23 protein-coding genes are annotated in these 23,001 nt (G+C 61.0%); 1 reads left to right on the plus strand and 22 read right to left on the minus strand.

Annotated elements, in window-relative coordinates; translation table 11 throughout:
• Positions 1 to 6: 6 nt before the first annotated feature.
• From EJ072_RS05830 to EJ072_RS05895, 14 genes are all read right to left on the minus strand, one after another.
• On the minus strand, positions 7 to 1,014 hold the full coding sequence (locus tag EJ072_RS05830; protein ID WP_189343227.1) for a polyprenyl synthetase family protein: 1,008 nt from the start codon (positions 1,012 to 1,014) through the stop codon (positions 7 to 9).
• 133 nt (positions 1,015 to 1,147) lie between these two features.
• On the minus strand, positions 1,148 to 2,491 hold the full coding sequence (locus EJ072_RS05835; RefSeq protein WP_126078938.1) for a cytochrome P450: 1,344 nt from the start codon (positions 2,489 to 2,491) through the stop codon (positions 1,148 to 1,150).
• Positions 2,491 to 3,336: an SDR family oxidoreductase gene (locus tag EJ072_RS05840; RefSeq protein WP_126078939.1), complete on the minus strand. Its 846-nt coding sequence runs from the start codon at positions 3,334 to 3,336 to the stop codon at positions 2,491 to 2,493. The genes EJ072_RS05835 and EJ072_RS05840 overlap by 1 nt, the downstream gene beginning before the upstream one ends.
• On the minus strand, positions 3,323 to 3,631 hold the full coding sequence (locus EJ072_RS05845; protein WP_095776552.1) for a ferredoxin: 309 nt from the start codon (positions 3,629 to 3,631) through the stop codon (positions 3,323 to 3,325). Before EJ072_RS05845 ends, EJ072_RS05840 begins: the two co-directional genes overlap by 14 nt.
• 1 nt (position 3,632) lies before the next feature.
• Positions 3,633 to 4,922 (minus strand): cytochrome P450, encoded by a 1,290-nt coding sequence (locus EJ072_RS05850; RefSeq protein WP_126078940.1) that lies wholly within the window; start codon positions 4,920 to 4,922, stop codon positions 3,633 to 3,635.
• An 87-nt stretch (positions 4,923 to 5,009) separates the two neighbouring features.
• On the minus strand, positions 5,010 to 6,212 hold the full coding sequence (locus tag EJ072_RS05855) for a cytochrome P450 (RefSeq protein ID WP_126078941.1): 1,203 nt from the start codon (positions 6,210 to 6,212) through the stop codon (positions 5,010 to 5,012).
• Between the two features lie 971 nt (positions 6,213 to 7,183).
• Positions 7,184 to 8,023 (minus strand): intradiol ring-cleavage dioxygenase, encoded by an 840-nt coding sequence (locus tag EJ072_RS05860; protein ID WP_126078942.1) that lies wholly within the window; start codon positions 8,021 to 8,023, stop codon positions 7,184 to 7,186.
• Between the two features lie 44 nt (positions 8,024 to 8,067).
• Positions 8,068 to 8,847, minus strand: a complete 780-nt coding sequence (locus EJ072_RS05865; RefSeq protein ID WP_126078943.1) for an ATP-binding cassette domain-containing protein — start codon at positions 8,845 to 8,847, stop codon at positions 8,068 to 8,070.
• The gene (locus tag EJ072_RS05870; protein ID WP_095811609.1) at positions 8,847 to 9,986 is read right to left on the minus strand and encodes an ABC transporter permease; all 1,140 of its coding nucleotides are present in this window, start codon (positions 9,984 to 9,986) and stop codon (positions 8,847 to 8,849) included. The genes EJ072_RS05865 and EJ072_RS05870 overlap by 1 nt, the downstream gene beginning before the upstream one ends.
• Before the next feature lie 67 nt (positions 9,987 to 10,053).
• Positions 10,054 to 11,004 (minus strand): sugar ABC transporter substrate-binding protein, encoded by a 951-nt coding sequence (locus EJ072_RS05875; protein WP_126078944.1) that lies wholly within the window; start codon positions 11,002 to 11,004, stop codon positions 10,054 to 10,056.
• A gap of 324 nt (positions 11,005 to 11,328) precedes the next feature.
• Positions 11,329 to 12,399: a zinc-binding dehydrogenase gene (locus tag EJ072_RS05880; protein WP_095811607.1), complete on the minus strand. Its 1,071-nt coding sequence runs from the start codon at positions 12,397 to 12,399 to the stop codon at positions 11,329 to 11,331.
• 90 nt (positions 12,400 to 12,489) lie between these two features.
• Positions 12,490 to 13,290: an SDR family oxidoreductase gene (locus EJ072_RS05885; protein WP_095811606.1), complete on the minus strand. Its 801-nt coding sequence runs from the start codon at positions 13,288 to 13,290 to the stop codon at positions 12,490 to 12,492.
• A gap of 23 nt (positions 13,291 to 13,313) precedes the next feature.
• Positions 13,314 to 14,096 (minus strand): SDR family oxidoreductase, encoded by a 783-nt coding sequence (locus tag EJ072_RS05890; RefSeq protein WP_126078945.1) that lies wholly within the window; start codon positions 14,094 to 14,096, stop codon positions 13,314 to 13,316.
• A 54-nt stretch (positions 14,097 to 14,150) separates the two neighbouring features.
• On the minus strand, positions 14,151 to 14,561 hold the full coding sequence (locus tag EJ072_RS05895) for a Dabb family protein (RefSeq protein ID WP_095811604.1): 411 nt from the start codon (positions 14,559 to 14,561) through the stop codon (positions 14,151 to 14,153).
• A 108-nt stretch (positions 14,562 to 14,669) separates the two neighbouring features.
• On the opposite strand from EJ072_RS05895, the gene EJ072_RS05900 reads away from it, so the two are divergent.
• Complete coding sequence (locus EJ072_RS05900) at positions 14,670 to 15,584, plus strand: LysR family transcriptional regulator (RefSeq protein WP_095811603.1); 915 nt, start codon at positions 14,670 to 14,672, stop codon at positions 15,582 to 15,584.
• Between the two features lie 52 nt (positions 15,585 to 15,636).
• On the opposite strand, the gene pcaF is transcribed toward EJ072_RS05900, so the two are convergent.
• The 8 genes from pcaF to EJ072_RS05940 all read right to left on the minus strand — a co-directional run bounded on the left by pcaF (position 15,637) and on the right by EJ072_RS05940 (position 22,999).
• A complete protein-coding gene (pcaF, locus tag EJ072_RS05905; RefSeq protein ID WP_126078946.1) occupies positions 15,637 to 16,836 on the minus strand; it encodes a 3-oxoadipyl-CoA thiolase in 1,200 nt (399 codons plus the stop codon).
• A gap of 1 nt (position 16,837) precedes the next feature.
• Positions 16,838 to 17,506 (minus strand): 3-oxoacid CoA-transferase subunit B, encoded by a 669-nt coding sequence (locus tag EJ072_RS05910; protein WP_095811602.1) that lies wholly within the window; start codon positions 17,504 to 17,506, stop codon positions 16,838 to 16,840.
• Positions 17,503 to 18,237, minus strand: a complete 735-nt coding sequence (locus tag EJ072_RS05915) for a 3-oxoacid CoA-transferase subunit A (protein ID WP_095811601.1) — start codon at positions 18,235 to 18,237, stop codon at positions 17,503 to 17,505. The genes EJ072_RS05910 and EJ072_RS05915 overlap by 4 nt, the downstream gene beginning before the upstream one ends.
• A gap of 61 nt (positions 18,238 to 18,298) precedes the next feature.
• The gene (locus EJ072_RS05920; protein WP_095811720.1) at positions 18,299 to 19,357 is read right to left on the minus strand and encodes a maleylacetate reductase; all 1,059 of its coding nucleotides are present in this window, start codon (positions 19,355 to 19,357) and stop codon (positions 18,299 to 18,301) included.
• Between the two features lie 16 nt (positions 19,358 to 19,373).
• Positions 19,374 to 19,661, minus strand: a complete 288-nt coding sequence (locus EJ072_RS05925) for a YciI family protein (RefSeq protein ID WP_095811600.1) — start codon at positions 19,659 to 19,661, stop codon at positions 19,374 to 19,376.
• A gap of 27 nt (positions 19,662 to 19,688) precedes the next feature.
• Positions 19,689 to 20,411 (minus strand): SDR family oxidoreductase, encoded by a 723-nt coding sequence (locus EJ072_RS05930; protein WP_126078947.1) that lies wholly within the window; start codon positions 20,409 to 20,411, stop codon positions 19,689 to 19,691.
• Positions 20,412 to 20,444: 33 nt separating this feature from the next.
• A complete protein-coding gene (locus tag EJ072_RS05935; protein ID WP_095811598.1) occupies positions 20,445 to 21,449 on the minus strand; it encodes an ABC transporter permease in 1,005 nt (334 codons plus the stop codon).
• A complete protein-coding gene (locus EJ072_RS05940; RefSeq protein ID WP_126078948.1) occupies positions 21,446 to 22,999 on the minus strand; it encodes a sugar ABC transporter ATP-binding protein in 1,554 nt (517 codons plus the stop codon). The genes EJ072_RS05935 and EJ072_RS05940 overlap by 4 nt, the downstream gene beginning before the upstream one ends.
• Between the last annotated feature and the right edge of the window lie 2 nt (positions 23,000 to 23,001).

Consider the following 23,001-nt stretch of genomic DNA (forward strand, 5'->3'; position numbering starts at 1 on the left):
GCGCGCTCATGCGCATGACGCGTGCTTGAAGAGATACGCTTTGGCCCGCTGCAGCATCTGCGCCAACGGTTCCGCACGCGGCCCCAGCGGGGCGATGGCCTCCCCGGCGTCGCGCAACAGATCCAGCGCGAACTGGCGCGCTGCCGGCAGCCCCATGATCGACGCGCAGGTCGGCTTCTGCGCCGCCGCGTCCTTGCCAGGGGTCTTGCCCAGCGTCGCGGCATCCGCTGTCGCGTCGAGAATGTCGTCGACCACCTGCAAGGCGAGTCCGAAACAGGCGCTATAGCGATCGAGCGCACAGTACAGCGCAGCGTGCAGGGTATCCTCCGCAATGGCACAGAGCGCGCCCATGCGAACGGACGCGCGTACTAGCGCTCCGCTCTTCATCCGGTGCATCGCCACGATCCTGTCCAGCTCGACGTGCTTTCCGACTAGCGACAGATCCAAGGCTTGCCCCCCTGCGGCACCTTGGGCGGACACCGCCTGCGCCAGTTCGCGCACGATCGCTATACGGTTGTTACCTGGCGCATCCAGCCTCGCCAAGGTCAGGAAGGCGTGCGCCTGCAGCGCATCTCCGACCAGGATCGCAGTGGCTTCGCCGAACTTGACGTGCACGGTCGGAAGGCCGCGGCGAAGCACGTCGTTGTCCATCGCGGGCAGGTCATCGTGGACCAGGGTACAGGCGTGCATCATCTCGATGGCGGCTCCGACGTCGTCGAGCATGTGCGCCGGCGTATCGGCCAGTGCGCCGGCAGCCAGACAGAGCAAGGCGCGGGTGCGCTTGCCGCCGTGCAAGGTGGCGTAGCGCATGGCCGCCATCAGCTCGGTCTCACCGTCATCTTCGGCGCAGAGAAGACGCGCAAGCGCCTGTTCGACGCGCTTTGCGCCGTCCTGCATCCAGATCTCCGGCGGTAGCGCGCCGGATGCGCCGCGCGACTGCGCGCCCAATCCGCCGAGCGCGGAAACGCCAGTTCGGTCGTCGTGTAGCGTGGAACCGGTCTGCATGCTGTTCATAGTCCTTGTACCTGACACGGCCACTGCGAGCGCCGAGCCGCAGTGTCGCCGGCGCCGAGCGGTTGCGCCGAGTGCTGCAATGCTGCCCGTCGCCGGCGCCGCTGCCTCGCCACACGGGGCATGCCATGCCAGCTCATGAGAAACCGATGCGGACTGTCATGGACGGATGTGCGGTCGGGTAATAGCGCCGGCCTTTTTCGACGCCGCTCAGCAAACGCGGCCGCACTCCGGCCTCGTGCATGGTCAGCGCCAAGGCGATGCAGAACTGCACCATTTCCAGCCATACCAAGTGGTAGCCGATGCAGACGTGTGGGCCGGTACCGAACTGCAGCATGTCCACCGGACGGATCGGATCCGTGCGTTGCAGCCACCGTGCCAGGCGGAACTGATCAGGCGCCTCGTGCAGCAGCGCCGAGGTCGAGAAATGCAGCAGTGGGATGCACAGATGGGTGCCCGCGGGAATGCGCCGTTGGCCGAGCTGCAGTTCCTGCAGCGCGCGACGCGGCAGGAGCGTGGTCGCCGGATGCACTCGCAGCGTCTCGCGGAACAGCGCCTCGGCGACCGGACACTGCGCCAGGTCCGCGTGCCGGGTCGGCACCGCGCCTACGCGTTGCGCTTCCTCGACCAGGGCGTCCCACAGCATAGGCTGCCGCGCCAGCTCGATCACCATCCAGGCCATTGTCGAGGCGGTGGTGTCGTGACCGGCGAGCAGCAGCAAGCGGATGTTGGCGACCAGTACGTCATCGGAGAGCGCATCGTCGCTGCGATCGAAGGCGCTCACCATGTCGTTGATCAACCCGGTGCGCGCGGCATTCGCGCGCGCGTCGCGGACGAACTGGTGCAACTGCGCGTCGATCCAGTCGCGGGCGGCGCGGCCGCGCCGCAAGGGCAGTCCGGGGAGATCGAGGGGGGGCGCGACGATCAACTGCAGCAGTTGCCGGTACTTGCGATGCCATCTCGGCAGGTCCTGCGCGGGGATTCCCATGAGGCTGAAGATTAGCTTGAGCATCAAGTCGCCGGTTTCGCGCAGGATGGTTACGTCGCCGCGGTCGCGCCACGCCTGCACCCGCGCTCGGATGACGGGCGCGAACAGGTCGCCGATCCCGGCCTGGGTCAGCCCCTTCGGCAGGAACGCCGCCTTGATCGCATCGCGCGCCTGCCGGTGCGCGCCGCCGTCCTGGGCGACCAACGTTCCGCCAAGCAATTCGGGCGCGATCTCTTCGATCAGCGCCGAGGACACGTCCTTGTGTCGGAGCAGTGCGAACGCATCCGGATCCATGCAGGTCATCAGGTGGCCGGCGGGGCCGAAATCCAGCCAGAAGTGGCTGCCCAGCGTCAGTTCCGCGCGCCGCAGCAGGCGCGGCAGGTCGCAGATGATGGCGGGAAGATGCCCGATCAGCGGGAAAGCGCCGGGCATGACCGGGATGTTTTGCCGCAACCGGCGCCGACGGTTCAGGGGGTTGAGGAGCATGTCCATCAGCAGTGCTGCTCCTCGGCCGCTTCGGCGATGCCGCCGGGAGGCCGCGCGGCGGCGCTGTTGCCTCCGTCAGCGTATGTCGGCACATGCGCCAGCATGCCGCCGTCGATGCACACGACCTGCCCGGTAATGAATGCAGCATCATCGGAGAGCAGGAACGCCACCAGCGCGGCCACGTCCTCGGGGCGGCCGACACGCGGCAGGAGCTGGTGCCGGCGCAGATGCCGTTGCATGCATTCGTCAAGCTTGGCGAGGAGACGCTCGGTCATGATGAGACCCGGCGCAACGGCGTTGCAGCGGATGTGCGCATGACCGTACTGCGTGGCGAGCGAGGCCGACAACATGTTCAGCGCCGCCTTCGACGCGGCGTAGGACGTCTGCGCGGTGTCACCGCTGAGCCCCTGGCACGACGACATGTTGACGATCGCACCACCGCCGCGGGCGATCATCAATGGGATGGCCTGTCGGCAGCAGAGCAGCGTGCCGCGCAGATTGGTCGCCATGGTCTGATCCCAGACCGCCAGGTCCAGGTCGAGGATCGCGCAGTCGCGCGGGGTCAGATGCATGGCGCTCGCGTTGTTCACCAGCAGGTCGACCCCACCGAAGTGCCGCTGCGCCGTCTCGAACAGCGCTGCCACCGCCTGCGCATCGGCGATGTCCATGGCCAGGGCCAGCGTGTGGTCTGCTTCGGCCCCGATCTGCGTGGTGCAGGCGATGGCCGCCGAGGCATCAATGTCGGCCACCACCACTCTGCCGCCCTCGCGCGCGATGGCGAGGGCGCATGCCTTGCCGATGCCGGCGCCGGCGCCGGTCACCACCGCCACCTTGCCCTCAAACCGTCCCATCGTGTCCTCCTGGATTGCGTTGGTCTTTCGCGGCATGCCGCTCGACCTCCACCGGAGAAGGCGCAGGGTCGGCGCTGGCGAGCTCCTCATCGCCAGCGTCGCTTTCGATGACCAGAATGGCGGCGACTGGGCACTGGCTGGCTGCGAGTCGCACGGCGGCGTGCAGCGCCTGCGGAATCGTTGCCACGCAAAGTTCGGCCACTCCGTCCGGTTCGCGCTGGCGAAAGGTGCCCGGCAGCGTCAGCGCGCACTGCCCGGTGGTTCCGCACAGGTCCTGGTCGACCACGACGCGCATCTCAGCCCCCCTGCGCTTGCAGCCGCACCGGCAGCGCGCGGAACGTCCTAAGGAACGCGGAGGGCTCCCGGGTCGGCTGCTCGGCCAATGCCAGCGTGGGGAAGCGCGCCTGGATCCGCGGCAGGCTCTCGGCCAACTGCACCCGGGCGAGTTGCGCACCGAGGCAGAAGTGGATGCCGTGGCCGAAGCTCAGCATGATCTTCCCATCGCTCGACATGCCAGGACTGGTGCCGTAGAACCGCGCGGGATCGAAGCGGTCGGGATCGGCGAAGGCGTCCGGGTCGCGATTGCCGGCCGCGATCAGCACGCGCACGTCCGCGTTCTTTGGGATTACCACGCCGCCCAGTTCGATGTCGCGCTGGGCGATACGCGGAATGGAGCTGAACATGGCGGGCGCGTCGCAGCGCAGGACTTCTTCGACGAATGCCTTCACTCCCACGGCGTCCCCCTGCAGCCAGTGCCGCTGTTCGGGAAACGCCAGCATCGCCAAGACCGCATGGTCGATACTCGAAGCAGTGGTGGCGAAGCCGCCCAGCAGCATGCCCCACAGCATGCTGATCAACTCCGCATCCGACAGCGTGTCGGCATCGTCGTCGTGTGCGCCGACCAGCATCGACACGATGTCGTGGCGGGGATCGGTGCGTTTGCGCTGTATGAGGTCGCCAAAGTAGGCATGCACCTTGGTGCTGGCCGCGTCCGCCGCGGCGAGTTGGGGATCGCTGGCGTGCGGGCTCAAGCCTTCCAGAATGGCGCCGATGCCGGCGGCGAGCCCGAACATGTCGTCCTGGGGCATGCCGAACAGTTCGGCGAAGACCAGCATGGGCAAGGCCAGAGCGAATTCCCGATGCAGGTCCACCGCCTCCCCGCGCTCCAGCGCGGGCGCCATGGCGTCCAGGCGCGCTGCGACGATGCGCGCGATGGTCGGCCGCAGGTTGTCGATCTCGCGCATGGTGAAATCGCGCGAGATCAGCCGGCGCAGACGCGTATGCGTCGGTGGTTCCTTCATCGCCAGCGTTGACGCCAGCAGACTGAGCGAGAGGCTGGTCGCCGCGCGCGGGAAATAGCGCGCCAGTTCGCCCGGAGCCGGTCCCCGAAACGCATCGCCCGTGGCCTTGAGCACCCAGTAGATGTCGGCGTGGCGGCTCAACAGAAAGAGGCCCGACGCCGCGCGATGCACCGGATCGTGCTCGCGCAACCACCGCATGAATGGATACGGGTCGTTGATGCACGCTGGAGATGCCAGTTCGGCAAAGGCGTCCCGGCATGCTGCCATGGTTTCTTGCACGTCCATCTTGGTTACCTGTTGGCTGGAGATCTGACCGGCGCGCGCCAGGGGCGCCGGCAAGTTAAGATCGCGGTTCCCGGCGGCGTCGGTGAATCACCAGAGCACCGGGAACTCCTCGAACCCGCCGGTGATGATCTCCTTGCGCAACTTTAGCGCTTCGGGCGCCACGGCCAGGCGCAGCGCGGGAAAGCGCTGGAAGATCGAACCGAACACCACCTTGAGTTCTAGCCTGGCCAGCGCCATGCCGATGCAGTAGTGCGGCCCGTGCGAGAACGTCAGGTGCGGATTTTCGTCGCGTCCAATATCGAAGATTTCCGGGTCGTCGAAATGGCGCGGGTCGAACGACGTCGCCGGCAGGCCGACGAGCACCTTGCTCTCCGCGGGGATATGCACGCCCGCGATAGTCACGTCGGTCCTCGGATAGCGCATGATGCCGTCCCAGCCCGCGCCCGGCGGGTACATGCGCAGGATTTCCTCCACGGCCTTGTCCACCAGGGATGGATCGCCGACCAGGCGTTCGCGCTGTTGCGGATGGCGGAACATGGCCAGCAGGCCGAATTCGATCTGCGCGACGGTGCTCTCGTGCCCAGCCACCAGCATGCCCGCCGCCAGGCCGATCGCCTCTTCCTCGGTCGCCTTGCCCTGGTCGACCGCCGAGAGCAGATCCGTCAGCAGGTTGTCGCCCGGATCCTGGCGCTTGTCCCACATCTTGCCGCGAATGTAGGCGCGCAGTTCTTCCCAGGCCAGGCGAGACGCGCTGCGCGGACCGCTTTCATGCTGATGCGTCATCACCTCGTCGGACAGCCCGGCGAAAAAGGCGTGATCCTCATAGAGCACCCCAATCAGCGCGCTGATGACCATGGCCGGAAGCGGAAAGGAGAAGTGGCGCCTCAGGTCGGCGGGCTGGGGCTGGACAGCTAACGTCTCGAACAACTTCGCGGCGATCGCCTCGACCTGCTGCGCGAGCAGCTTCACCCTGCGGTTGCTGAAGGCCGGCGCCACGATCGTACGTAACCGATCGTGCTCGGCCCCCTCGTGGGAGACCAGCCACCCCGGCGAACCGAGAATCACCGAATCCGGGGTGAATGCCGCCGGCGGCATTCCCCCGGGTCGGAACGCCGCGTCGGAAAGCGTCGCCTTGGCCTCGTCGTAGCCTGTCACCAACCAGCCTTCGTGCCCGGACGGGAAGCGCACGCGGTGGATCGGACCGTTGGCGCGTAGCGCCAACATCTCGGGCGAGGGCTCGATGTGATCGACGCGCCACATCGGCAGCGTCGGCAAGGAGTGTTCGGACATGGTGGCACTTCACTTCTCTAAGCGATGGAAGGGCGGAAGGCGCTGCGGGCAGCGAATGACGTAAGACGGCATGTAGACGTCCTCCGCGGCGTAGCCGGCGCGATTATCAAGATTGGCCAAGGTATAACTGTGCAGGCACCGCGCGGGGCGAGATGCAGAACTCATCCTGCGCCTTTGATGTCAGGATAAAGCGAGTGTGGTAGGCCGGCCTTTGAGTGGCAGCCGGCCATCAAGATTTCGTGCGCAAGGGTCGGCAAGGGCGGCGCCTGTTTGGGTACGGGGCGGTCTCGCCGAGGCCGCCCTGCCATAGAATGCTATCTGATGGGGATTTGACATTTGCTTTTCTTTCTTCGTTCCACCGATCGCGGTGTCATCCACGAATGAAGGTCGGTCGGCGGCCCCCGGCTCCCAACGAAGGAGTTTCAAAACTCGTGCCAATTTGGCCGACCCGACAGAAGAAAAAACATTGTGATTGTTTTCAGCCGATTAGCGTGAGGCCAGACAAGAGCTCCGCGAAAAAGACCGGTGGCAGGGACCCGACAAAAGCGACAGAACAGTGTCGGATAGTATACGATCGTCCCGCGCCAGACCGGCGACACACCCCCGCGAACGCGCCGTCCTCCCACTTCCTCGTTATTGAAGCCTGACCGGCACATCAGGGCACCAGCGCTTGCTGATGTTGGCGCTCATGTGGGGCGGCGCGGAAGAACCACACATCGGGCGGTGTTTCCAGAATACTTGGGGGGAGCGGCTTTGGCCTTGAGATAACGCAATTTGAAAGGCGCAGACCGACCGCAGTCATACCCCCGCCTGAAGAAAATTATCGGTCGTAGTCTGAACTCGACATTGTTCAAGACACCCGCACCGAGCGCTGCGAGCGGACAACACCGAGCACCTTTCTGCCTTCTTTATCGAAGGGCCGAGTTCGAGCGAGGGGGAGATATCCTCGCGATCGGCTTCCGCTGGGCGGGTCACTGCTTCTTCAGCACGAAATCGAACTGCGCTTTCCATTTGACGTCCCCCTCATCGACCTTGACGAAATCCACGATCAGCGAATCCTTTACGCCGAACACCGCATCCGACTCGATATAGCGGTCGCCCGCGACGAAGATATGCGTGCAAACGCGATCATACCCAGGCGCGCCGCATAGGAAATGCACGTGTGCCGGCCGGTAGGGATGGCGGCCCAGCTTCTCCAGCATCTGGCCGACTGGTCCGTCGTCGGGGATCGGATAGGAGACAGGCTTGATGCCGCGGAAGAAATAGCGACCGTCCGCTCCGGTCCTAAAGATGCCACGGTTGTTAAAGGGCGGCTGGATGTCCGGCTGCTGGACATCGTAAAAGCCCTCTTCATTGTCAGACCATACGTCAATGCAGGCGTTTTCAATGGGCGTTCCGTCTAGGTCGATAACACGCCCCTCATAGAGGCAAAGCTCCCCCAAGCCATCTAGGTTGATACTGTCGCCCATCTGCCTTTCGGGGGCGCCATCAACATGGAATGGGCCATACACAGTGCTTTCCGTCGCGCCGCTCGGTCTCCGGTGATTGATCGCGTCAACCAGCATTGAAACGCCGAGCACATCGGAGAGCAGGATGAACTCTTGCCGCGATTGACTGCAGATTTGCCCGGTCCGTGTGAGGAATTCGATGGCAAGGCCCCATTCCTCTTCCGTTGGTTCGATGTCTTTGACGAAAGCGTGCAGATGGGCAACGAGGGAGCCCATAACCTGGCGGAGGCGCGGGTTGGCGTTGTTGCCCATACGCGCGTTGACCGTTTCGGCTGAGTTGTGTTCGTTCAGATACTTCGCCATGTTCCACTCTTCCCATTTGCGCGCTTGCTCGTTGGTCGACCAAGTCAGACCGTTCCCCCCAGTGATGCTTCCAACTGGGCAAGCTCTTGTCCGCCGGCCATCAAATTTTGCAGCTCTTCGGCGCTGATATGACCCCGGTCAGCTGTCCCCAGGGTCTTGCCCCGATTGAGGACCGTGAAGCGGTCTCCGACTGCAAGTGCGTGCCGAACATTATGCGTGATGAACACGACACCGATGCCCTTTTTTCGGACATGATCGATGGTGGTGAGGACATTGGCCGTCTGCCGGACCCCAAGGGCTGATGTGGGCTCGTCCAAAATGAGAACCTTCGCACCGAAGTAAACCGCGCGCGCGATGGCAACGGTTTGGCGCTCGCCGCCAGAAAGGGTTCCCACTGCCTGGCCAGGCTCGCGCAGACTGATGCCCATATGCCGCATTTCCTGCATAGTTATGGTGTCGGCCGTTTCAAGGTCGAAGCAACGGAAAGGCCAAAAACCCTTCTGGGGCTCCCTGCCCATCCAGAAGTTTCGCGCGACGCTCATCAGAGGGATCATCGCGAGGTCCTGATAGACCGTTGCGATGCCCGCCGCCATTGCGTCTCGAGGGGTGGTGAAGTGGGCGACCTGCCCTCCGACTCTTATCTCCCCTTGGGAAGGCACATGCACGCCGGACATAGTTTTGATCAAAGTCGACTTGCCTGCGCCGTTGTCTCCGAGGAGGCAATGGCACTCGCCAGCCTGCACGCCGAAAGACACTCCAGACAAGGCTATGATGTGGCCAAACTGCTTGCGAATGTCGACCATTTCGAGGATCGGGGCAGCCATCACTTCTCTCCCGTGATCAGGCGGCGGACATACGTATTGGCCAGGACCGCGGCAAGCAGGATGCTCCCTAGGAACACTCGGAAAAGCGAGCTCTCCACGTTGGTGAAAAACAGGCCTTGCTGGACGACACCGAAAATAATCGCGCCCAGCGCGGCGCCGACCACAGAGCCGTAGCCACCGGTCAGAAGTGCGCCGCCGATCACCACGCAGATGATGGCCTCGAACTCCTTCATGATTCCCCGATCAGAGGCTGCCGAACCGAATTCGATGACTTGCTCGATGCCGAGGAACGCGGCACAAAGGGCCGCAACCATAAACATGAGTATCTTCACGCGAGCAACTGGAACACCAACGTATCGGGCAGCTTCCGGATCACCGCCTGCAGCAAAAATCCAGTTTCCGAAGCGGGTCCGGGTGAGAACCCATTGCCCGACAAGCACGAAAACGATGGCCCAGACCATCAACATGGGGATGCCGCTCACGACTGGCTGCCCCATGCGGGTGCCCTTGGTGAAGGTCGCGATGACGCCTTGCTGGCCAAGCCACTGGAATAGTCCTGTGAACGCCTCGCCTCCAAAGAGCCAGGCGATCGGATCTCCGGCCGCGACTTCGCCAACGCCCGAAACAACGGGCTGACGGTTGAATGTAATGGCGCTCCAGATCGTGGCGCCGCGAAGAATGAAAAGAAAAGCGAGTGTGACGATGAACGATGGCAGCCCGGTTCGGATGACAAGCCAGCCGTTGATCATGCCTAGGCTAGCGCAGAGCATCATCGTCAGCAGGATTCCTCCCCAAACGGGAATGCCGAGCTTCATGACAAGAAGTGCAAATATCATCCCAGAGAAGCCGACCATCGAGCCTAGCGAGAGGTCGAATTCACCCGCAATCATCAAAAGACATACACCTACTGCAAGCACGACGAACTGAGCCGAAACCGTGCCCCAATTCATCACTCCCTCGAGGGCGAACATTTGCGTGCCGCCAGCAAGGATCATGAAGAATACAAAGACCGCGATCGTGCCACAGATTGCCCCGAGCTCCGGGCGGATGAGCGCCTTGTGGAGGCGATGCAGCTCTTTGACGCGCTCGTCTTTAGGGAGCGTAGGCCGTGGGGCCTCGTTGGTCTGGACGTTCGTCATGATTCCAACTCCTGCCGCAAAGCTGCGGCGGAAGCACATGCCTCCGCCGTGCTCGATGGTGATTGCCCTAGCGGTACTGACCCGCGAGGGATTCAACCAACTTGATGTTGTCCTTGGTCACGAAGCCGGGTCCGGAGAGGACCGAGTTCGCCGGAACGACGCCGTAACGGAGGTAGTTGGTCAGAGTGATCACCGGCAGGTAGCCCTGCAGGAAGGGCTGCTGGTCAATGGCGAAATTGATGACGCCATCCTTGATGGCCTTGGAGATGTCGGGGTTCAAGTCAAAGGTCGCGAAGAAGATCTGTCCCGCCATTCCGTTGTCCTTCAGGGCCTGGATGGTCGGGAGCGCAGTCATCGGGCCGAGCGCCAGGACGGCGCCGGTATCAGGGTTGGCAGAGAGATAGGCCTTCACCCTGTTGGCGATCTCCGCGGCATCGGTGCCAGAGTCAATCATCTGCTTACCGAGTTCTACGCCAAGACCCTTCGCGAAGCCCTGGCAGCGCTGCTCGCCGGCGACATTCGGAAACAGGCTGTTCACGCAGAGGAACGATTTGATGCCTGCAGCCTTCGCTCGTTCACCGGCGCCCTCGCCCGCGTCGAACTCTGGTTGCCCCACATGCAGAAGCGCTCCGAGCTTCTTCGACTGTTCGGCCGTTCCGGTGTTCATCGTCACCACCGGAATGCCCTTGGCGACCGCATCAGCGATGGGGCCGCCGACGAGGTCGGCATCGGGAATCGTTACGATGATCCCACTCGGCGCTTCTGCAGTGGTCTGTTGAATGATGCGAACCATGTCGGCAAGATCGCCGGTCGGCGGATTGCGGAACGTAACCTCCGCTCCCACTTCCTTAGCCGCCAAGCTGGCGCCGTTCTTCACGGTGTTCCAGAAGGTCTCGCTATCGGGCGAATGCTCGATGAGGACGTATTTCTCGCCATCCGCATGAGCGGATACATTCCAACCGACGGTGGCGACGGTGAATACGGCCGAAAGCAGTGCGTTCTTGAATGAAGATTTCATTGGATCCTCCCTGGTGGAATCTTGCTGTCGCTCTGCCCAACGTTGCTTGAAGCGACCTCCCCGCTGTCCGGGCAGCCCGGCTGCCAGGTCCAACGTATGTTCATTTATGCAGATAGCGGCAATCGGGATAAACGGGGCAATCAAGGAAACAGTCTTGCACTACTTGCAAAAAGCTTTTCCTGACTTGATCTTTCGTGCGAGCTGCAAAGCAAGGGCATCGCGCAAGCGAAGCCCGGCCGACCACCACCGTGATCGACGGCTATTGCACCGTTGCTTCTAAGGTCAGGTCGTCAGAGCGCCCGGCGTAGAACGCCTCGTTCGGGATTAGGCGTTGAGGTCTACAAGAATTTTCATTTTCGTTCCACTCGGGTCCAACAGTGGTTGGAAACCCTTGTCCACAAGCTCGTCGAGCGAGATGACCTCATCAACCAGTTGATCGACTGGAAGCCGCCCGCTTTCTATCATCGAGAATACCCGTGGCCACATCGAGGTCGGGTAACACAGTGAGCCCTGCAGCCGGATATCCCGCACAATGAGGTCGAATGGTGAGACCTCGACCTTGCCATTCGTGAGGCCGATCAACACCACTGTTCCCTGCGGTCGGACGGCCGATAGACAATCGGAGATCGCGCGTGGGTTGCCGGCGCATTCGATCGCGGCGTCGCAACCGAGCCCTTCGAACGTTTGTCTGCTGATCGACGAGGCCAGAGAGGATTGCGTCGGGTCGATCGTCGTAACCGGAACCCCGAGGTTTTCTATGCGGCGACGCCTTGATGCATTGGGTTCACTAAGGAAGATCTTCGCTGCTCCGGCGGCGTGGGCCGCCAAGACAGTCAGCGCTCCGATTGGGCCGCCCCCAGTGATTAGAACCGACCCCCCAGGCTGTAGTCCACTTCGATCAACCGCGGTCACCGCGACAGCCGCGGGTTCGACCAGGGCGCCCTGGCGAAACGTCAGCTTCTCGGGCATTTTCACGGTGGCGTAACCCTTCATCACCGCATATTGCGCGAAGCCGCCCCAAGGCCAGGTTAGTCCGGTGGCGGCCCCGCGCGTGCCCAGGAAATGCAATCCGCGAACGCCAAAATAGCCATCAAGCGGTCCCATGTGGGGCTGGATCGAAACGCGATCGCCGGGTTTCAGGTGGGTGATTTCACCGCCTACCTTCTCGACGATCGCGCTGAACTCATGTCCCAGGATTTGCGGAATAGAGGCGCCAGAAAATGCATTCGGTTGAGGCGAGATGAAAATCGGACCGGCAGCGAACTCATGAAGGTCGGTCCCGCAGATTCCGCAGAGTTGGTTTCGAACGAGAACTTCGTCGGGAGCGAGCTGTGCTGGCAATTCTACTTCCTCGACGCGAACATCGCCCTTCGCGTGAAACCGAGCTGCTTTCATGTCAGGTATCCTCCACGAATTCGCCGAAGGAGATGCGGAGCCTCCGTTCCAGCAACCGGCGGCGCATTGTTGCTCGGCCGGCTCTAGTCGTTAAACAATCGACCGGATCGATCCACCATCGACACCCCAGACGGCCGAAGTGACGAAACTCGCAAGGTCGGAAGCGAGGAAGACGAGGACATTTGCGACCTCGTCGGGATCGCCAAGTCGCTGGAGTGGCAGCTGGCGGAGCTTCATCTCATGCTCCACGGCGGCTTGCGGCTCCATCTTGTGATACTTGCCCATCGTCTCGGCGAATCCACCAGGCTTTGTCCAGAACGGCGTCCAGATGGGACCGGGTGCCACTGCGTTAACGCGGATCTTAGGGCCTTCGGCGCGAGCAAGGGCTTTGGTCAGGGAGAGCACAGCAGCCTTCGACACCGAATAGTCGATCGGCACCGGTTCAGGTTGCCTGGCAAGATCGGATGCGTTGTTGACGATCACGCCGCCCTTTTCGCGAAGGATTGGCAACACTTTGCGGATGGCCCGCACGTAGCTCATGAAGTTCAGGGCCAGGGTAGCATCCCAAGCAGCATCATCGACGTCGTCGAAGGAGCGGATGGCCCCCGACCCGACATTGTTCACCAGAATATCAATGCGATTGCCGAAGGCGGCGAGTAACGTGTCCATACCATCGGATACGCCGCGCGCGGTCGAAAGATCTCCGGCCGCGGTGTGCACCGTGACTCCGAGAGCCTTGGCAGCCTCGGCTACCTTTTGCATTTCGGCCTCATCGATATCCAGGATGCCGACGTGCGCACCCTCTTTCGCGAACGCTATAGCCGTGGACCGACCAATTCCGTTCGCACCGCCAGTGATAAACGCGACTTTACCTTTGAGACCAGTTTCCATTGTCTTCCTCCATATGGTCCCGCTTAGATTGAAGCCCCTTCGGCCCCGGTGCGGAAGTCAAAGCCAGCAGTCAGGCCGCCGTCTGCGACGAGGTCTGCACCCAAGATCGCGTGGGCGCCGTCAGACAAAAGGAACAGCGCTGCTCGAGCGACTTCGACCGCCTCCAGGATCTTTCCCTCCGGCTGCCTGTTGGAGCGCGTCGCCAGGAATTTGTCGCCGTCGGTCGCGGATTCGAGGTGGCGCTTGAACAGTCCAGCCATCATAGGGCCGGGGCTGAGGACGTTGATGCGAACACCGGCGCGAGCATGGTCCAGGGCTGCAGTTCGTGCAAGTTGCCTTACCGCAGCTTTGGTTGCGTTGTAGACAGCCAATTGCTGCTCGGCCAAACCTGCATTTACCGATGCTACTGCAACGACTGAGCCCCCTCTCCTCTCCATCAGCGGGATCAACGCGGCCATTGCAAGCGCAGTGCCCGTGACGTTCACGTCCATCGCACGCGCGATAATCTCGGGGGTTGTGTCCGGTATGAAACCTGTGTCGAGGATCGCTGCGGAGGTAACCAGACCTAGCTTCCCGGAGCTCGTGGAATTGATGGCGTCTTTCACCTTTGTCCAGGTGCTCCGGTCGGAAACAGAACCTAGAACCTGGGTGTAGCCTTCACGTTCAGACAATCGGGAGGACGTCAGATCCACTCCGACGACCTTCGATCCACAATCCAGCAGCAAAGTCGCGATCTCGCTCCCAAGCCCGGACGCGGTGCCGGTAACGACGATTAGGTCGGGCAATCCGAAGGTGAGCGTTGGCATTGATGTATATCCTCCAACTTCGAACGGCGATCGGCAAGGCTAAGCGATTCAAGCCTATTCGACGGCGTTGTGCGATCGACCAGTGCTTGAGAGCGCGCTCCTGGAAGAGGAGGCGACTGCCTCTACGTCCTGGACGTAGTCAACTTGGTGCCTCGCTATGCGCATACCCTCCAACTCATCTCGGACTTTCAAATGAGCTGGGTGGGTCGCGTATGCAGCAAGTGCTTCCTTACTGCTGAACTCGGAATACAGGACCACATCGCAGGCATAGGATACCCGGCTGAAATCCACACCGATTTCCAGATGGAGGAGCCCGGGAATGAGGCCCCTGAGGCCCTCGAACCTCAATTTTATTATAGCGGCAGCCTGATCCTTCTCGGTCTCGTTCGCGCCAGCAACGTTCCACATGACGATGTGCTTTATACAGTCGCCAACAGTTCGGTTTTCAATGCTGGGGAGACCCATCCGACCCTCTCAGGCGTGTGACAACTGATTATCGTCAGCAGGAATTGCATTTGCCGTAGAGACGATAAAGACTGCCAACGAGAAAACACCTTCCCGCTGGGCGCAAAAATGGATCGCTGGACCGAACTGGACGTGTTTGTAAGGATCGCGGAGGAAGCGAGCCTAACTCGAGCAGGCGAGACGCTCGGAATGTCTATTTCGAGCGTAAGCCGCAACCTGATGAACTTGGAGACACGCCTCGGCGTTCGCTTGGTCCAGCGATCCACCCGCCAATTGAGCCTCACCAGCGAGGGTGAGCAGTTTTATGAACAGGCACGGGAAATCATCCACAACCTTCTCGATGCTGAAGCAAACGTGTCAGCCAAAGCGGCTAGCCCGAATGGTCGACTGCGGGTCGGAGCCTCTCTTTCATTCTCCTTGCTGCATCTGATGCCTGTCGTACAACAGTTTCGCGATCGATACCCCAACGTCATTATCGATATCGTGTCGTCCAACCGATACTATGACATCGTCGAGAATGGCCTCGATCTCGCAATCAGAACGCGCCGTGTAGAAGCGGACAGTTCCATCACAATCAGACGCCTAGCCGAGACGCGGCGTCTTTTGGCGGCGTCTCCAGCCTACCTGGAGCGTCGTGGCACGCCCCAGCATCCCAGTGATCTGGCCGATCATGATCTCATTCTCTACACACTCGCCGACAACTGGAACCAGTTCAATTTCCGCAAGGGCGCCGACCAACTAAGGATCGACGTGGACGGCATCATCAATGCAAATGATGGCCAGTTGATCTGCGTGGCTGCGCGAAACGGGTTGGGAATTCTGGCCCAGCCAGCCTACATCATACAGGCCGATCTGGACGCCGGGCGTCTCGTCAGGGTTTTGGACGACTGGGACTTGCCCCGCCTTACCATGAACATCGCGTTTCCTACCAAGGTCATGCTTCCAACACGAACCCGCCTGTTCATAGATTTCCTGGTCGAACGCTTCCGCGTCGGCGAATACGAAAAAATTTGGACGAGTTAAGCGTGTGTTGGTGCCTCGGGTCGCACGAACGCCCGGCATTGGCGGCAACTGCCTATGTTCTCTCCAATGCCACCGCGATCCCCTGTCCGACACCGACGCACATGGTAGCAAGGGCTCGCCTGCCGCCCGACAGAGACATCTCGATTGCTGCCGTGCCGGCAATGCGGGCGCCCGACATGCCCAAGGGATGACCCAGTGCGATCGCACCGCCATTGCGGTTAACCCGATCATCATTCAGAGCTACCCCTAGCTCACGAAGCGTCGCCAGACCTTGCGAGGCAAAAGCCTCGTTGAGTTCGATGACGTCGAAATCGTCCGCCACTAACCCCAAACGGCTCATCAACTTCTGAGATGCTGGCGCGGGGCCGATGCCCATGATCCGCGGTGGAACGCCCGCGGTAGCGCCGGCCACGATGCGCGCGATTGGTGCCAGTCCATTCTTTTTGGCGGCGGTCTCGGTTGCGATGATCAAGGCCGCGGCCCCGTCATTTACTCCTGACGAGTTGCCAGCTGTCACGCTGCCACCATTGAAGAGCGGCTTCAGTTTGGAAAGGGTTTCGAAGGTAGTGGCGCGAGGATGTTCGTCGCGGTCGACCATCACAGGGTCGCCCTTGCGCTGGGGAATAACGACAGGCGTGATTTCTCGCGCCAGGCGCCCATTCGACTGAGCATTTGCCGCCTTGTTCTGCGAAGCTACCGCAAACAGGTCTTGATCCTCCCGGCTGATCCCGAAATCGTCCGCAACGTTTTGGCCAGTCTGCGGCATCGAATCGACACCGTAGCGCCCCGCCATCGCTGGATTGACGAAGCGCCAGCCGATCGTCGTGTCGTGGACCTCTGCATGTCGAGAGAATGCCGTTTCTGCTTTGGGCAATACGAACGGCGCCCGCGACATGGACTCAACGCCCCCTGCGATCACAAGGTCTGCTTCACCTGCCTTGATAGCGCGGGCCGCGGTGATCAGAGCATCCATGCCTGAGCCGCATAGGCGGTTCATCGTCGTTCCGGGCACCGTTTCAGGTAGTCCGGCTAGCAGCAACGACATTCTTGCCACGTTGCGATTGTCTTCGCCTGCTTGGTTCGCGCAGCCGAATATCACCTCATCCACCGCTTGCCAGTCGAGGGACCCGTGTCGCTTCATCAGTTCCTTCAGCGGAACAGCTCCGAGGTCGTCAGCTCGCACCGACGAAAGCACGCCGCCGAAGCGGCCGATCGGCGTGCGAATGTAGTCGCAGATAAACGCTTCGCTCATGTCAAACATCCGCAACGATAAGGTCGGCGACCCCGCCGACAACGTGCAATTCAGCGCCGGTCAGCGCCTGCAATTCGTCGATTGAAATGGAGGACAGTTTTTCACGAAGCACGAAGTGCTCGTCCTCGACGTCGATCAATGCCAGGCTGGTGTAGATGCGTGTCACGCACTGGACACCGGTAAGCGGCAGACTGCATCGCTTGACGAGTTTGGCCTTACCATCCTTGGTGATGTGGTCGGTTATCACCGCTACCCGTTTGGCGCCATGGACCAGGTCCATGGCCCCACCGACGGCGGGGACACCTCTTGGCCCGGTCGACCAATTTGCCAGATCGCCATTTTCAGCCACTTCGTAGGCACCGAGAATAGCGACATCCAGATGGCCGCCACGAACCATCGCGAAGCTGTCGGCATGATGGAAGAAGGCGGTCCCTGGGTTCAGTGTCACTGCCTTCTTACCTGCATTGATCAAATCCCAGTCCTCTTGTCCTGCTGCAGGAGCTTCGCCGAAACCCAGGATTCCATTTTCGGTATGAAAGATCGCTTGGCGTCCGGGCGGCTGAAAGCGCGCGACGAGCTCAGGGAGCCCTATGCCGAGGTTCACGTATGCGCCATCAGCTATGTCCTGGGCAGCCCGCCACGCGATCTGGGTGGGGTTCAACTTGTTCATTGGACGGCCTCCGGGTAGACGGCATTTGCCCGGTTAAGCGTCTCCTCCTGCGCCGGCTCCGCAACCTCCACGAGGCCTTGCACAAAAATGCCGGGAGTAACGACGGTCTCCGGATCGATGTCTCCCGGGCGAACAATGCTGGAGACCTGGGCTATTGTGGTCTGGGCTGCCATACACATCAGCGGATTGAAATTTCGCGCGGCTTTGTTGAAGGTGAGGTTGCCAAACGTGTCGCCAAGATGCGCCTTCACCAATGCGAAGTCCGCCTTCAGCCAACGCTCCCTGATGTAGCCGCGTCCCTCGAACTCCTCGACCGGCTTGCCCTTTGCAAGGTCCGTTCCGTATCCTGTTGGCGTGTAGAAGGCCGGGATGCCGGCGCCTCCCGCACGAATACGTTCGGCGAGTGTGCCCTGCGGAACGAGTTCGAGTTCGATCTTGCCGGCCAAATAGAGGTCAGTGAAAACCCGCGGATCGGCCGACCTCGGGAACGAGCAGATCAGTTTAGACACCATTCCCTGTTCGATGAGGGCTGCGAGCCCGACATGCCCGTTGCCAGCGTTGTTGTTCACAACCGTCAAGTTCGTCGGATGGCCGGTTTGCACAAAACGGTCGATCAAAGCGTGGATCAGCTCGATCGGTGCCCCGGACCCTCCGAAGCCGCCGATCATCACCGTCATGCCGTCTTCGATGCCCCTCACCGCTTCGCGCAGAGACGCGATAGTTTTGTCCATACCATCTCCTCTTGGACCGGGCTTGCTCTCGCGAAGGCGAGGGAGGATCGGCCCACACTTTTCAAGCCTGTGGTGGTTCTCCGGCATAGGCCCGGGCGATCAGTTCCCTGATTGGACCGCGCTCCAAGGTGCGCGGATTCCAATACGGATTTGCGAGCGCACGGTCGGTTGCGATATCGATTCCGCTCTGCGGCATGCCGATGTCCGAAAGTGCACGTTTGGCCCCAATCTGTCCGGCGAGGTCATAGAGCGCCATCGCAGGATCGGCCTTCAGGATCGCACGCAAATTGTCGACGACCGTCGGAATGGCAGGAGCGTTGTAGGCTAGCGCATGCGGCAACACGATCGTGTGGGTCTCCGCATGTGGCAGGTCGAAGGTGCCTCCCAAAGTGTGGCAGAGCTTGTGATGCAACGCCATTCCAACCGAGCCAAGACATATGCCACAGAGCCAGGCGCCATACAGCGCTTTCCACCGCGCCTCTGGGTCTTGCGGCCGTAGCGCAATGACCGGCAAAGCGTCAGCGAGAGCACCAATCGCTTCTTTCGCCATCAAGCTGATTACCGGATTGCTTTCCCGGGCATAGAGGGCCTCAACCGCGTGTGCAATCGCGTTCATGCCGCTTGTTCCAGACATAGCGGCGGGAAGTGTCATCGTGAGCTCCACGTCATAGATGACAACCTCTGGCAGGACCTTCGGGCTCGATTGGGTAATCTTCGCACCGTCTTTGGTCTCACCAAGGATCGGGGTCATCTCCGAGCCAGCATAGGTTGTTGGGGCTACGATCTGCGGCAAGTCGGTGCGCAGCGCGATTGCTTTGGCGAGTCCCGTGGTTGAGCCACCTCCAACTGCAACCAACCCGTCGATATTGAGATCGGCCACCGTGCGCATCGCCTCTTCCGTGACCGAAACTGGCGTATGCATTGTTGCTTTTGCATAGACACCAGCAGCCCGTTCCCCGATTGACTCTGAAAGACGTAAGGCATCGGCCTCCTGCGGCGGGGTCGCCAGCACGAGAACGCGTTGCAGGCCCATCCGCTGGACCTCTTCCGGCAGGGTCGAGATCGTGCCGGAGCCGAAGATCACTCGAGCAGGTTGGCCGTTATAGACGAACGTCTTCATTGTCATTCCTTTCGCGTCAGAGGCGGTTGTCCACACGCATCAGAAAGGGATGGATGTTCACGCTCTGCCAGACATTGGCCGAAGCGAATGGATCTGCAGCGTTAAAGGCCTTTACGTCGTCGATAGCGTTGGCCGAGAAAACGAAGAGCGATCCAATCATGGTCACACCGTCCTGCGCGACCAACGGCCCGGAAATCACGGTCGCGACGGAACCGCTCGCAAGGTACGCCTTGTGCGCGTCGTAATTTGCAAGACGCCGCGGAAGTGCATCTGCATGGTCAAGGCAGTGAACGGCAAAGAGCAACTTGTATCTCCCGAGTTTTCGATCGGTCTATGGCGCAGTGTAGCCGCCATCAATGACGAGCTCGGCGCCAGTCATGAAGCTGGATTCGTCACTGGCCAGGAACAATGCGCCGTAGGCGATCTCTTCTGGTCTCCCGAGCCGCTTCATGGGTGTGATATTGACGATGGCCGCCGTGATGCTCGAATCCTGGGCGTCGATCATCGGCGTGCTGATAATCCCCGGGTGGATTGAATTGACGCGTATACCGTCGCCCACATAGGTCAGAGCCGCGTTCTTACTCATATGCCGGACAGCGGCCTTGGACGCGGTATAGGCGGACACGCCTGCCGCTCCGGCAATTCCCCAGATCGACGACGTGTTGATAATTGACCCGCCGCCATTTGCCTTCATGTGAGGGATGACGACCTTCATTCCGTAGAATGGGCCAGTTTGATTGATGGCAATGACTTTGTTCCAGTCCTCGATCGCGATCTCTGCGATCCCCTCGTAGGACAGAACCGTCCCCGCATTGTTGAAAAGGATGTCGATCCTGCCGTCTTCAGCGATGATGGCTTCCACGACGGCAGTCCAATTCTCAAACTCTGTAACGTCGAGCTTGTGTCGAACCACGCTCTTGCCGGTGGGTTCGTCATCGAAACTGAGATCGCATGCGTGGACCTTCGCGCCTTCCCTCTCAAACAGCTCCACAGTAGCCTTGCCTATACCTCGTGCTCCGCCGGTTATGAGTGCCACCTTGTCCCTAAGACGCATCGTCTTTTCTCCCGTGTCGTGCCGTGGACCGTTTCAATTGGCCTTGTCGGCTCCGCTTATTTTGCTGATGAAGAGCGCAACGAGGATGATCCCGCCTGTCGTGGCATTGATCCAATATGCGGGGACTTGGGACAGGACCAACACGTCCTGGATCAGAACAAGGAGAAGCACACCCCCACACGCGCCAGCGATGGTACCGCGCCCGCCGTTCAAACTTACTCCGCCCAAGACAGCGGCTGCGAAGGCATTGAAGATCAGGTTCTGTCCGAGAGATGACGGGATTGACGCAATTCGTCCTGCCTGCAGCAACCCTGCCAGCGCCGCGAGGACGCCGGCTACCACGAATACGCCCATCAGAATTCGCTCCACCGGGATACCTGCGACCCGAGCTGCCTGTGGGTTGCCGCCAACCGCGTAGAGCATCCTCCCGATCCTGTGCCGGGACATGAATACGGTGAGAATGATCAGCAAGCCGACGGCGACCAAGAAGGAGACCGGCGCTCCCAGAGCAGTCGCTTCTCCGGGATATGTCAGAAGCGGAGGCAAATCAGAAAGAGTTTCGCCACGTGTCAGCCCGAGGCTGATGCCGCGCAGCAGGATCAGGGTGGCCAAGGTGGCGATGAAGGCGTTGAACTTGAGATAGACCACCAAGATGCCGTTGAATGCACCGATCACTGCGCCCGTTAGGAAAATTGCGATAAGCGCCAGGAACGGAGAGCCTGCGAGGTTCAGGCCACTACCGCCTGCATCGAGAAGGCAATAGACGCCGACCATAGGCGCTAGCCCAAAAGTGGATTCAAGCGACAAGTCGAACTTGCCGGCGATGAGAACCACGGTCAGGCCCATGGTGAGAATCCCAAGCTCACTGGCCTGCTGCACCACGCCATAAAAATTGTCGTAAGACAGGAAAGACGAGTTCAGCGCGGCGCCGACGATCATGACGACGACCAGGACCGGCAAGATTGCCCATTCCGGCTGGAGCAGATCGCTCAGAACCCTTTTTGGCGCGACCGCGCCTGCGATTGGGTTGTGTGTCATGGTAACTCCGGAGACAGATGGAACCCTTCCATTGCGGACACGAGCTCTTCCTCGCTCATCCCGCTTTTTTCGATGACTTTTCGCCCGCGAACCCAGACTTGGACACGATCGCAGAACGCAAGTTCCTCGGGTTCGTCGCTGACGAGGACAACGGCCAATCCCTCCCGACGGTGCCGTTCGACAATCTCGAGGATGGTGGCCTTCGAGGCGATGTCGACGCCGGCGGTTGGGTGGAAGAGGATCAGCACGGATGGGTTGCTGCTGAGCGCCGACCCCAGCAACACCTTTTGCTGGTTGCCACCACTCAATTCTCCGACGCCTTGCTTGATCGAATGACAGACAATTCCGAGATCTGCGCGATTGTCTTCCGCAAATTTTTTGCGAGCCCGCCGGTCAATGAGAACGCGTTTCGAAAATGCTTTGAGGGACGGTAGAGTGATGTTGTCCTCGATGGACATTGAGCCGACGAGGCCGGTTTTGATGCGATCCTCCGGCAAAAGCGCCATGCCTCGCGCGACCGCTGTCCCAGGATTCCAAGGCTTGGGAACGGTTTTACCGTTCAGCACAATCTCGCCCGACCACCTCGAAACGTGTCCCGCCAATGCGAGCGCCATATGGCGAGAACCTGAGCCAGAATGTCCGGCCAATCCGACGACCTCTCCAGCGCGGAGCGAGAGATCAAGGGCATCCTGGCAAGCGCCCACCTTAACTTGCGCCTTGAGCACTACAGGGGTCTTGGGGGGGAGCGCCGGCCGCGCTACGTGCTCGCTGGCCGTTAAAGCGATGCCGGTCGCCTCATCCCCTACCATGGCTGACACGATCTGGCCAGTAGAGAGCTTTTGCGCGTCTCCATGCAAAACATCGCGACCGTTGCGGAGCACAGTCACGGCGTCACAGACGCGCGGCACCTCATCCAAGTGGTGCGAGATAAAAAGGAAGGTCACCCCTCGCTCTCGAAGTTCATTAACCCGCGTTATAAGCTGATCGATCTCGCTTGTGATAAGCTGAGCAGTCGGTTCATCGAGGATAACGAACCGCGACCCCTGGCTGAGGGCGCGCGCTATCTCCACCATTTGCGCTTCCCCGACGCCGAGGTCTCTGACCTGCGTAGTGGGGAGGATGGGAATGTTCCAGCTCTCCAGGGCCGCTGCAGCTTCCCGGTTCAAGGCGCGCCAGGAAATCATCCGTTTGCCTTGGTAGCGCCCAAGGTAGAGATTCTCGGCGACGCTGAGGTCTGGAACGAGAGTTCGATGCTGATAGACGCAGGCTACCGCCTCGCGCCACGCATTTCGATCGCTCAGCGCCGGCGGCGCTGAGCCATTCAGCAAGAAGGTCCCGGAATCGATCGCCCTCAGGCCCGTGAGGACTGATACGAGGGTAGACTTGCCCGCGCCATTGCGGCCGATCAGGCCATGCGACTCGCCCCGTCTAATCTCGATGGACAACCCATTGAGAGCGGTGGTCCCGCCGAAGCGTTTGACGGCGCCGTCGATCTTGACGATCTGCTCGGACGCCGCCGACGCATTCGAATATTCGGGGCGGGCGGCCATGA

This window comes from Mesorhizobium sp. M2A.F.Ca.ET.046.03.2.1 (assembly GCF_003952425.1).
Taxonomy (GTDB): domain Bacteria; phylum Pseudomonadota; class Alphaproteobacteria; order Rhizobiales; family Rhizobiaceae; genus Mesorhizobium.

Bases quoted from the DNA above. Each gene is read 5' to 3' on its own strand.
- EJ072_RS05920 (WP_095811720.1), bottom strand. From the start codon at position 19,357: ATGAAGACGTTCGTCTATAACGGCCAACCTGCTCGAGTGATCTTCGGC.
- EJ072_RS05835 (WP_126078938.1), bottom strand. From the start codon at position 2,491: ATGGACATGCTCCTCAACCCCCTGAACCGTCGGCGCCGGTTGCGGCAA.
- EJ072_RS05935 (WP_095811598.1), bottom strand. From the start codon at position 21,449: ATGACACACAACCCAATCGCAGGCGCGGTCGCGCCAAAAAGGGTTCTG.
- EJ072_RS05900 (WP_095811603.1), top strand. From the start codon at position 14,670: ATGGATCGCTGGACCGAACTGGACGTGTTTGTAAGGATCGCGGAGGAA.
- EJ072_RS05845 (WP_095776552.1), bottom strand. From the start codon at position 3,631: ATGCGCGTCGTGGTCGACCAGGACCTGTGCGGAACCACCGGGCAGTGC.
- EJ072_RS05895 (WP_095811604.1), bottom strand. From the start codon at position 14,561: ATGGGTCTCCCCAGCATTGAAAACCGAACTGTTGGCGACTGTATAAAG.
- EJ072_RS05840 (WP_126078939.1), bottom strand. From the start codon at position 3,336: ATGGGACGGTTTGAGGGCAAGGTGGCGGTGGTGACCGGCGCCGGCGCC.
- EJ072_RS05880 (WP_095811607.1), bottom strand. From the start codon at position 12,399: ATGAAAGCAGCTCGGTTTCACGCGAAGGGCGATGTTCGCGTCGAGGAA.
- EJ072_RS05870 (WP_095811609.1), bottom strand. From the start codon at position 9,986: ATGACGAACGTCCAGACCAACGAGGCCCCACGGCCTACGCTCCCTAAA.
- EJ072_RS05885 (WP_095811606.1), bottom strand. From the start codon at position 13,290: ATGGAAACTGGTCTCAAAGGTAAAGTCGCGTTTATCACTGGCGGTGCG.
- EJ072_RS05830 (WP_189343227.1), bottom strand. From the start codon at position 1,014: ATGAACAGCATGCAGACCGGTTCCACGCTACACGACGACCGAACTGGC.
- EJ072_RS05915 (WP_095811601.1), bottom strand. From the start codon at position 18,237: ATGGACAAAACTATCGCGTCTCTGCGCGAAGCGGTGAGGGGCATCGAA.
- EJ072_RS05890 (WP_126078945.1), bottom strand. From the start codon at position 14,096: ATGCCAACGCTCACCTTCGGATTGCCCGACCTAATCGTCGTTACCGGC.
- pcaF (WP_126078946.1), bottom strand. From the start codon at position 16,836: ATGAGCGAAGCGTTTATCTGCGACTACATTCGCACGCCGATCGGCCGC.
- EJ072_RS05865 (WP_126078943.1), bottom strand. From the start codon at position 8,847: ATGGCTGCCCCGATCCTCGAAATGGTCGACATTCGCAAGCAGTTTGGC.
- EJ072_RS05855 (WP_126078941.1), bottom strand. From the start codon at position 6,212: ATGTCCGAACACTCCTTGCCGACGCTGCCGATGTGGCGCGTCGATCAC.
- EJ072_RS05860 (WP_126078942.1), bottom strand. From the start codon at position 8,023: ATGGCGAAGTATCTGAACGAACACAACTCAGCCGAAACGGTCAACGCG.
- EJ072_RS05910 (WP_095811602.1), bottom strand. From the start codon at position 17,506: ATGAACAAGTTGAACCCCACCCAGATCGCGTGGCGGGCTGCCCAGGAC.
- EJ072_RS05850 (WP_126078940.1), bottom strand. From the start codon at position 4,922: ATGGACGTGCAAGAAACCATGGCAGCATGCCGGGACGCCTTTGCCGAA.
- EJ072_RS05940 (WP_126078948.1), bottom strand. From the start codon at position 22,999: ATGGCCGCCCGCCCCGAATATTCGAATGCGTCGGCGGCGTCCGAGCAG.
- EJ072_RS05875 (WP_126078944.1), bottom strand. From the start codon at position 11,004: ATGAAATCTTCATTCAAGAACGCACTGCTTTCGGCCGTATTCACCGTC.
- EJ072_RS05930 (WP_126078947.1), bottom strand. From the start codon at position 20,411: ATGCGTCTTAGGGACAAGGTGGCACTCATAACCGGCGGAGCACGAGGT.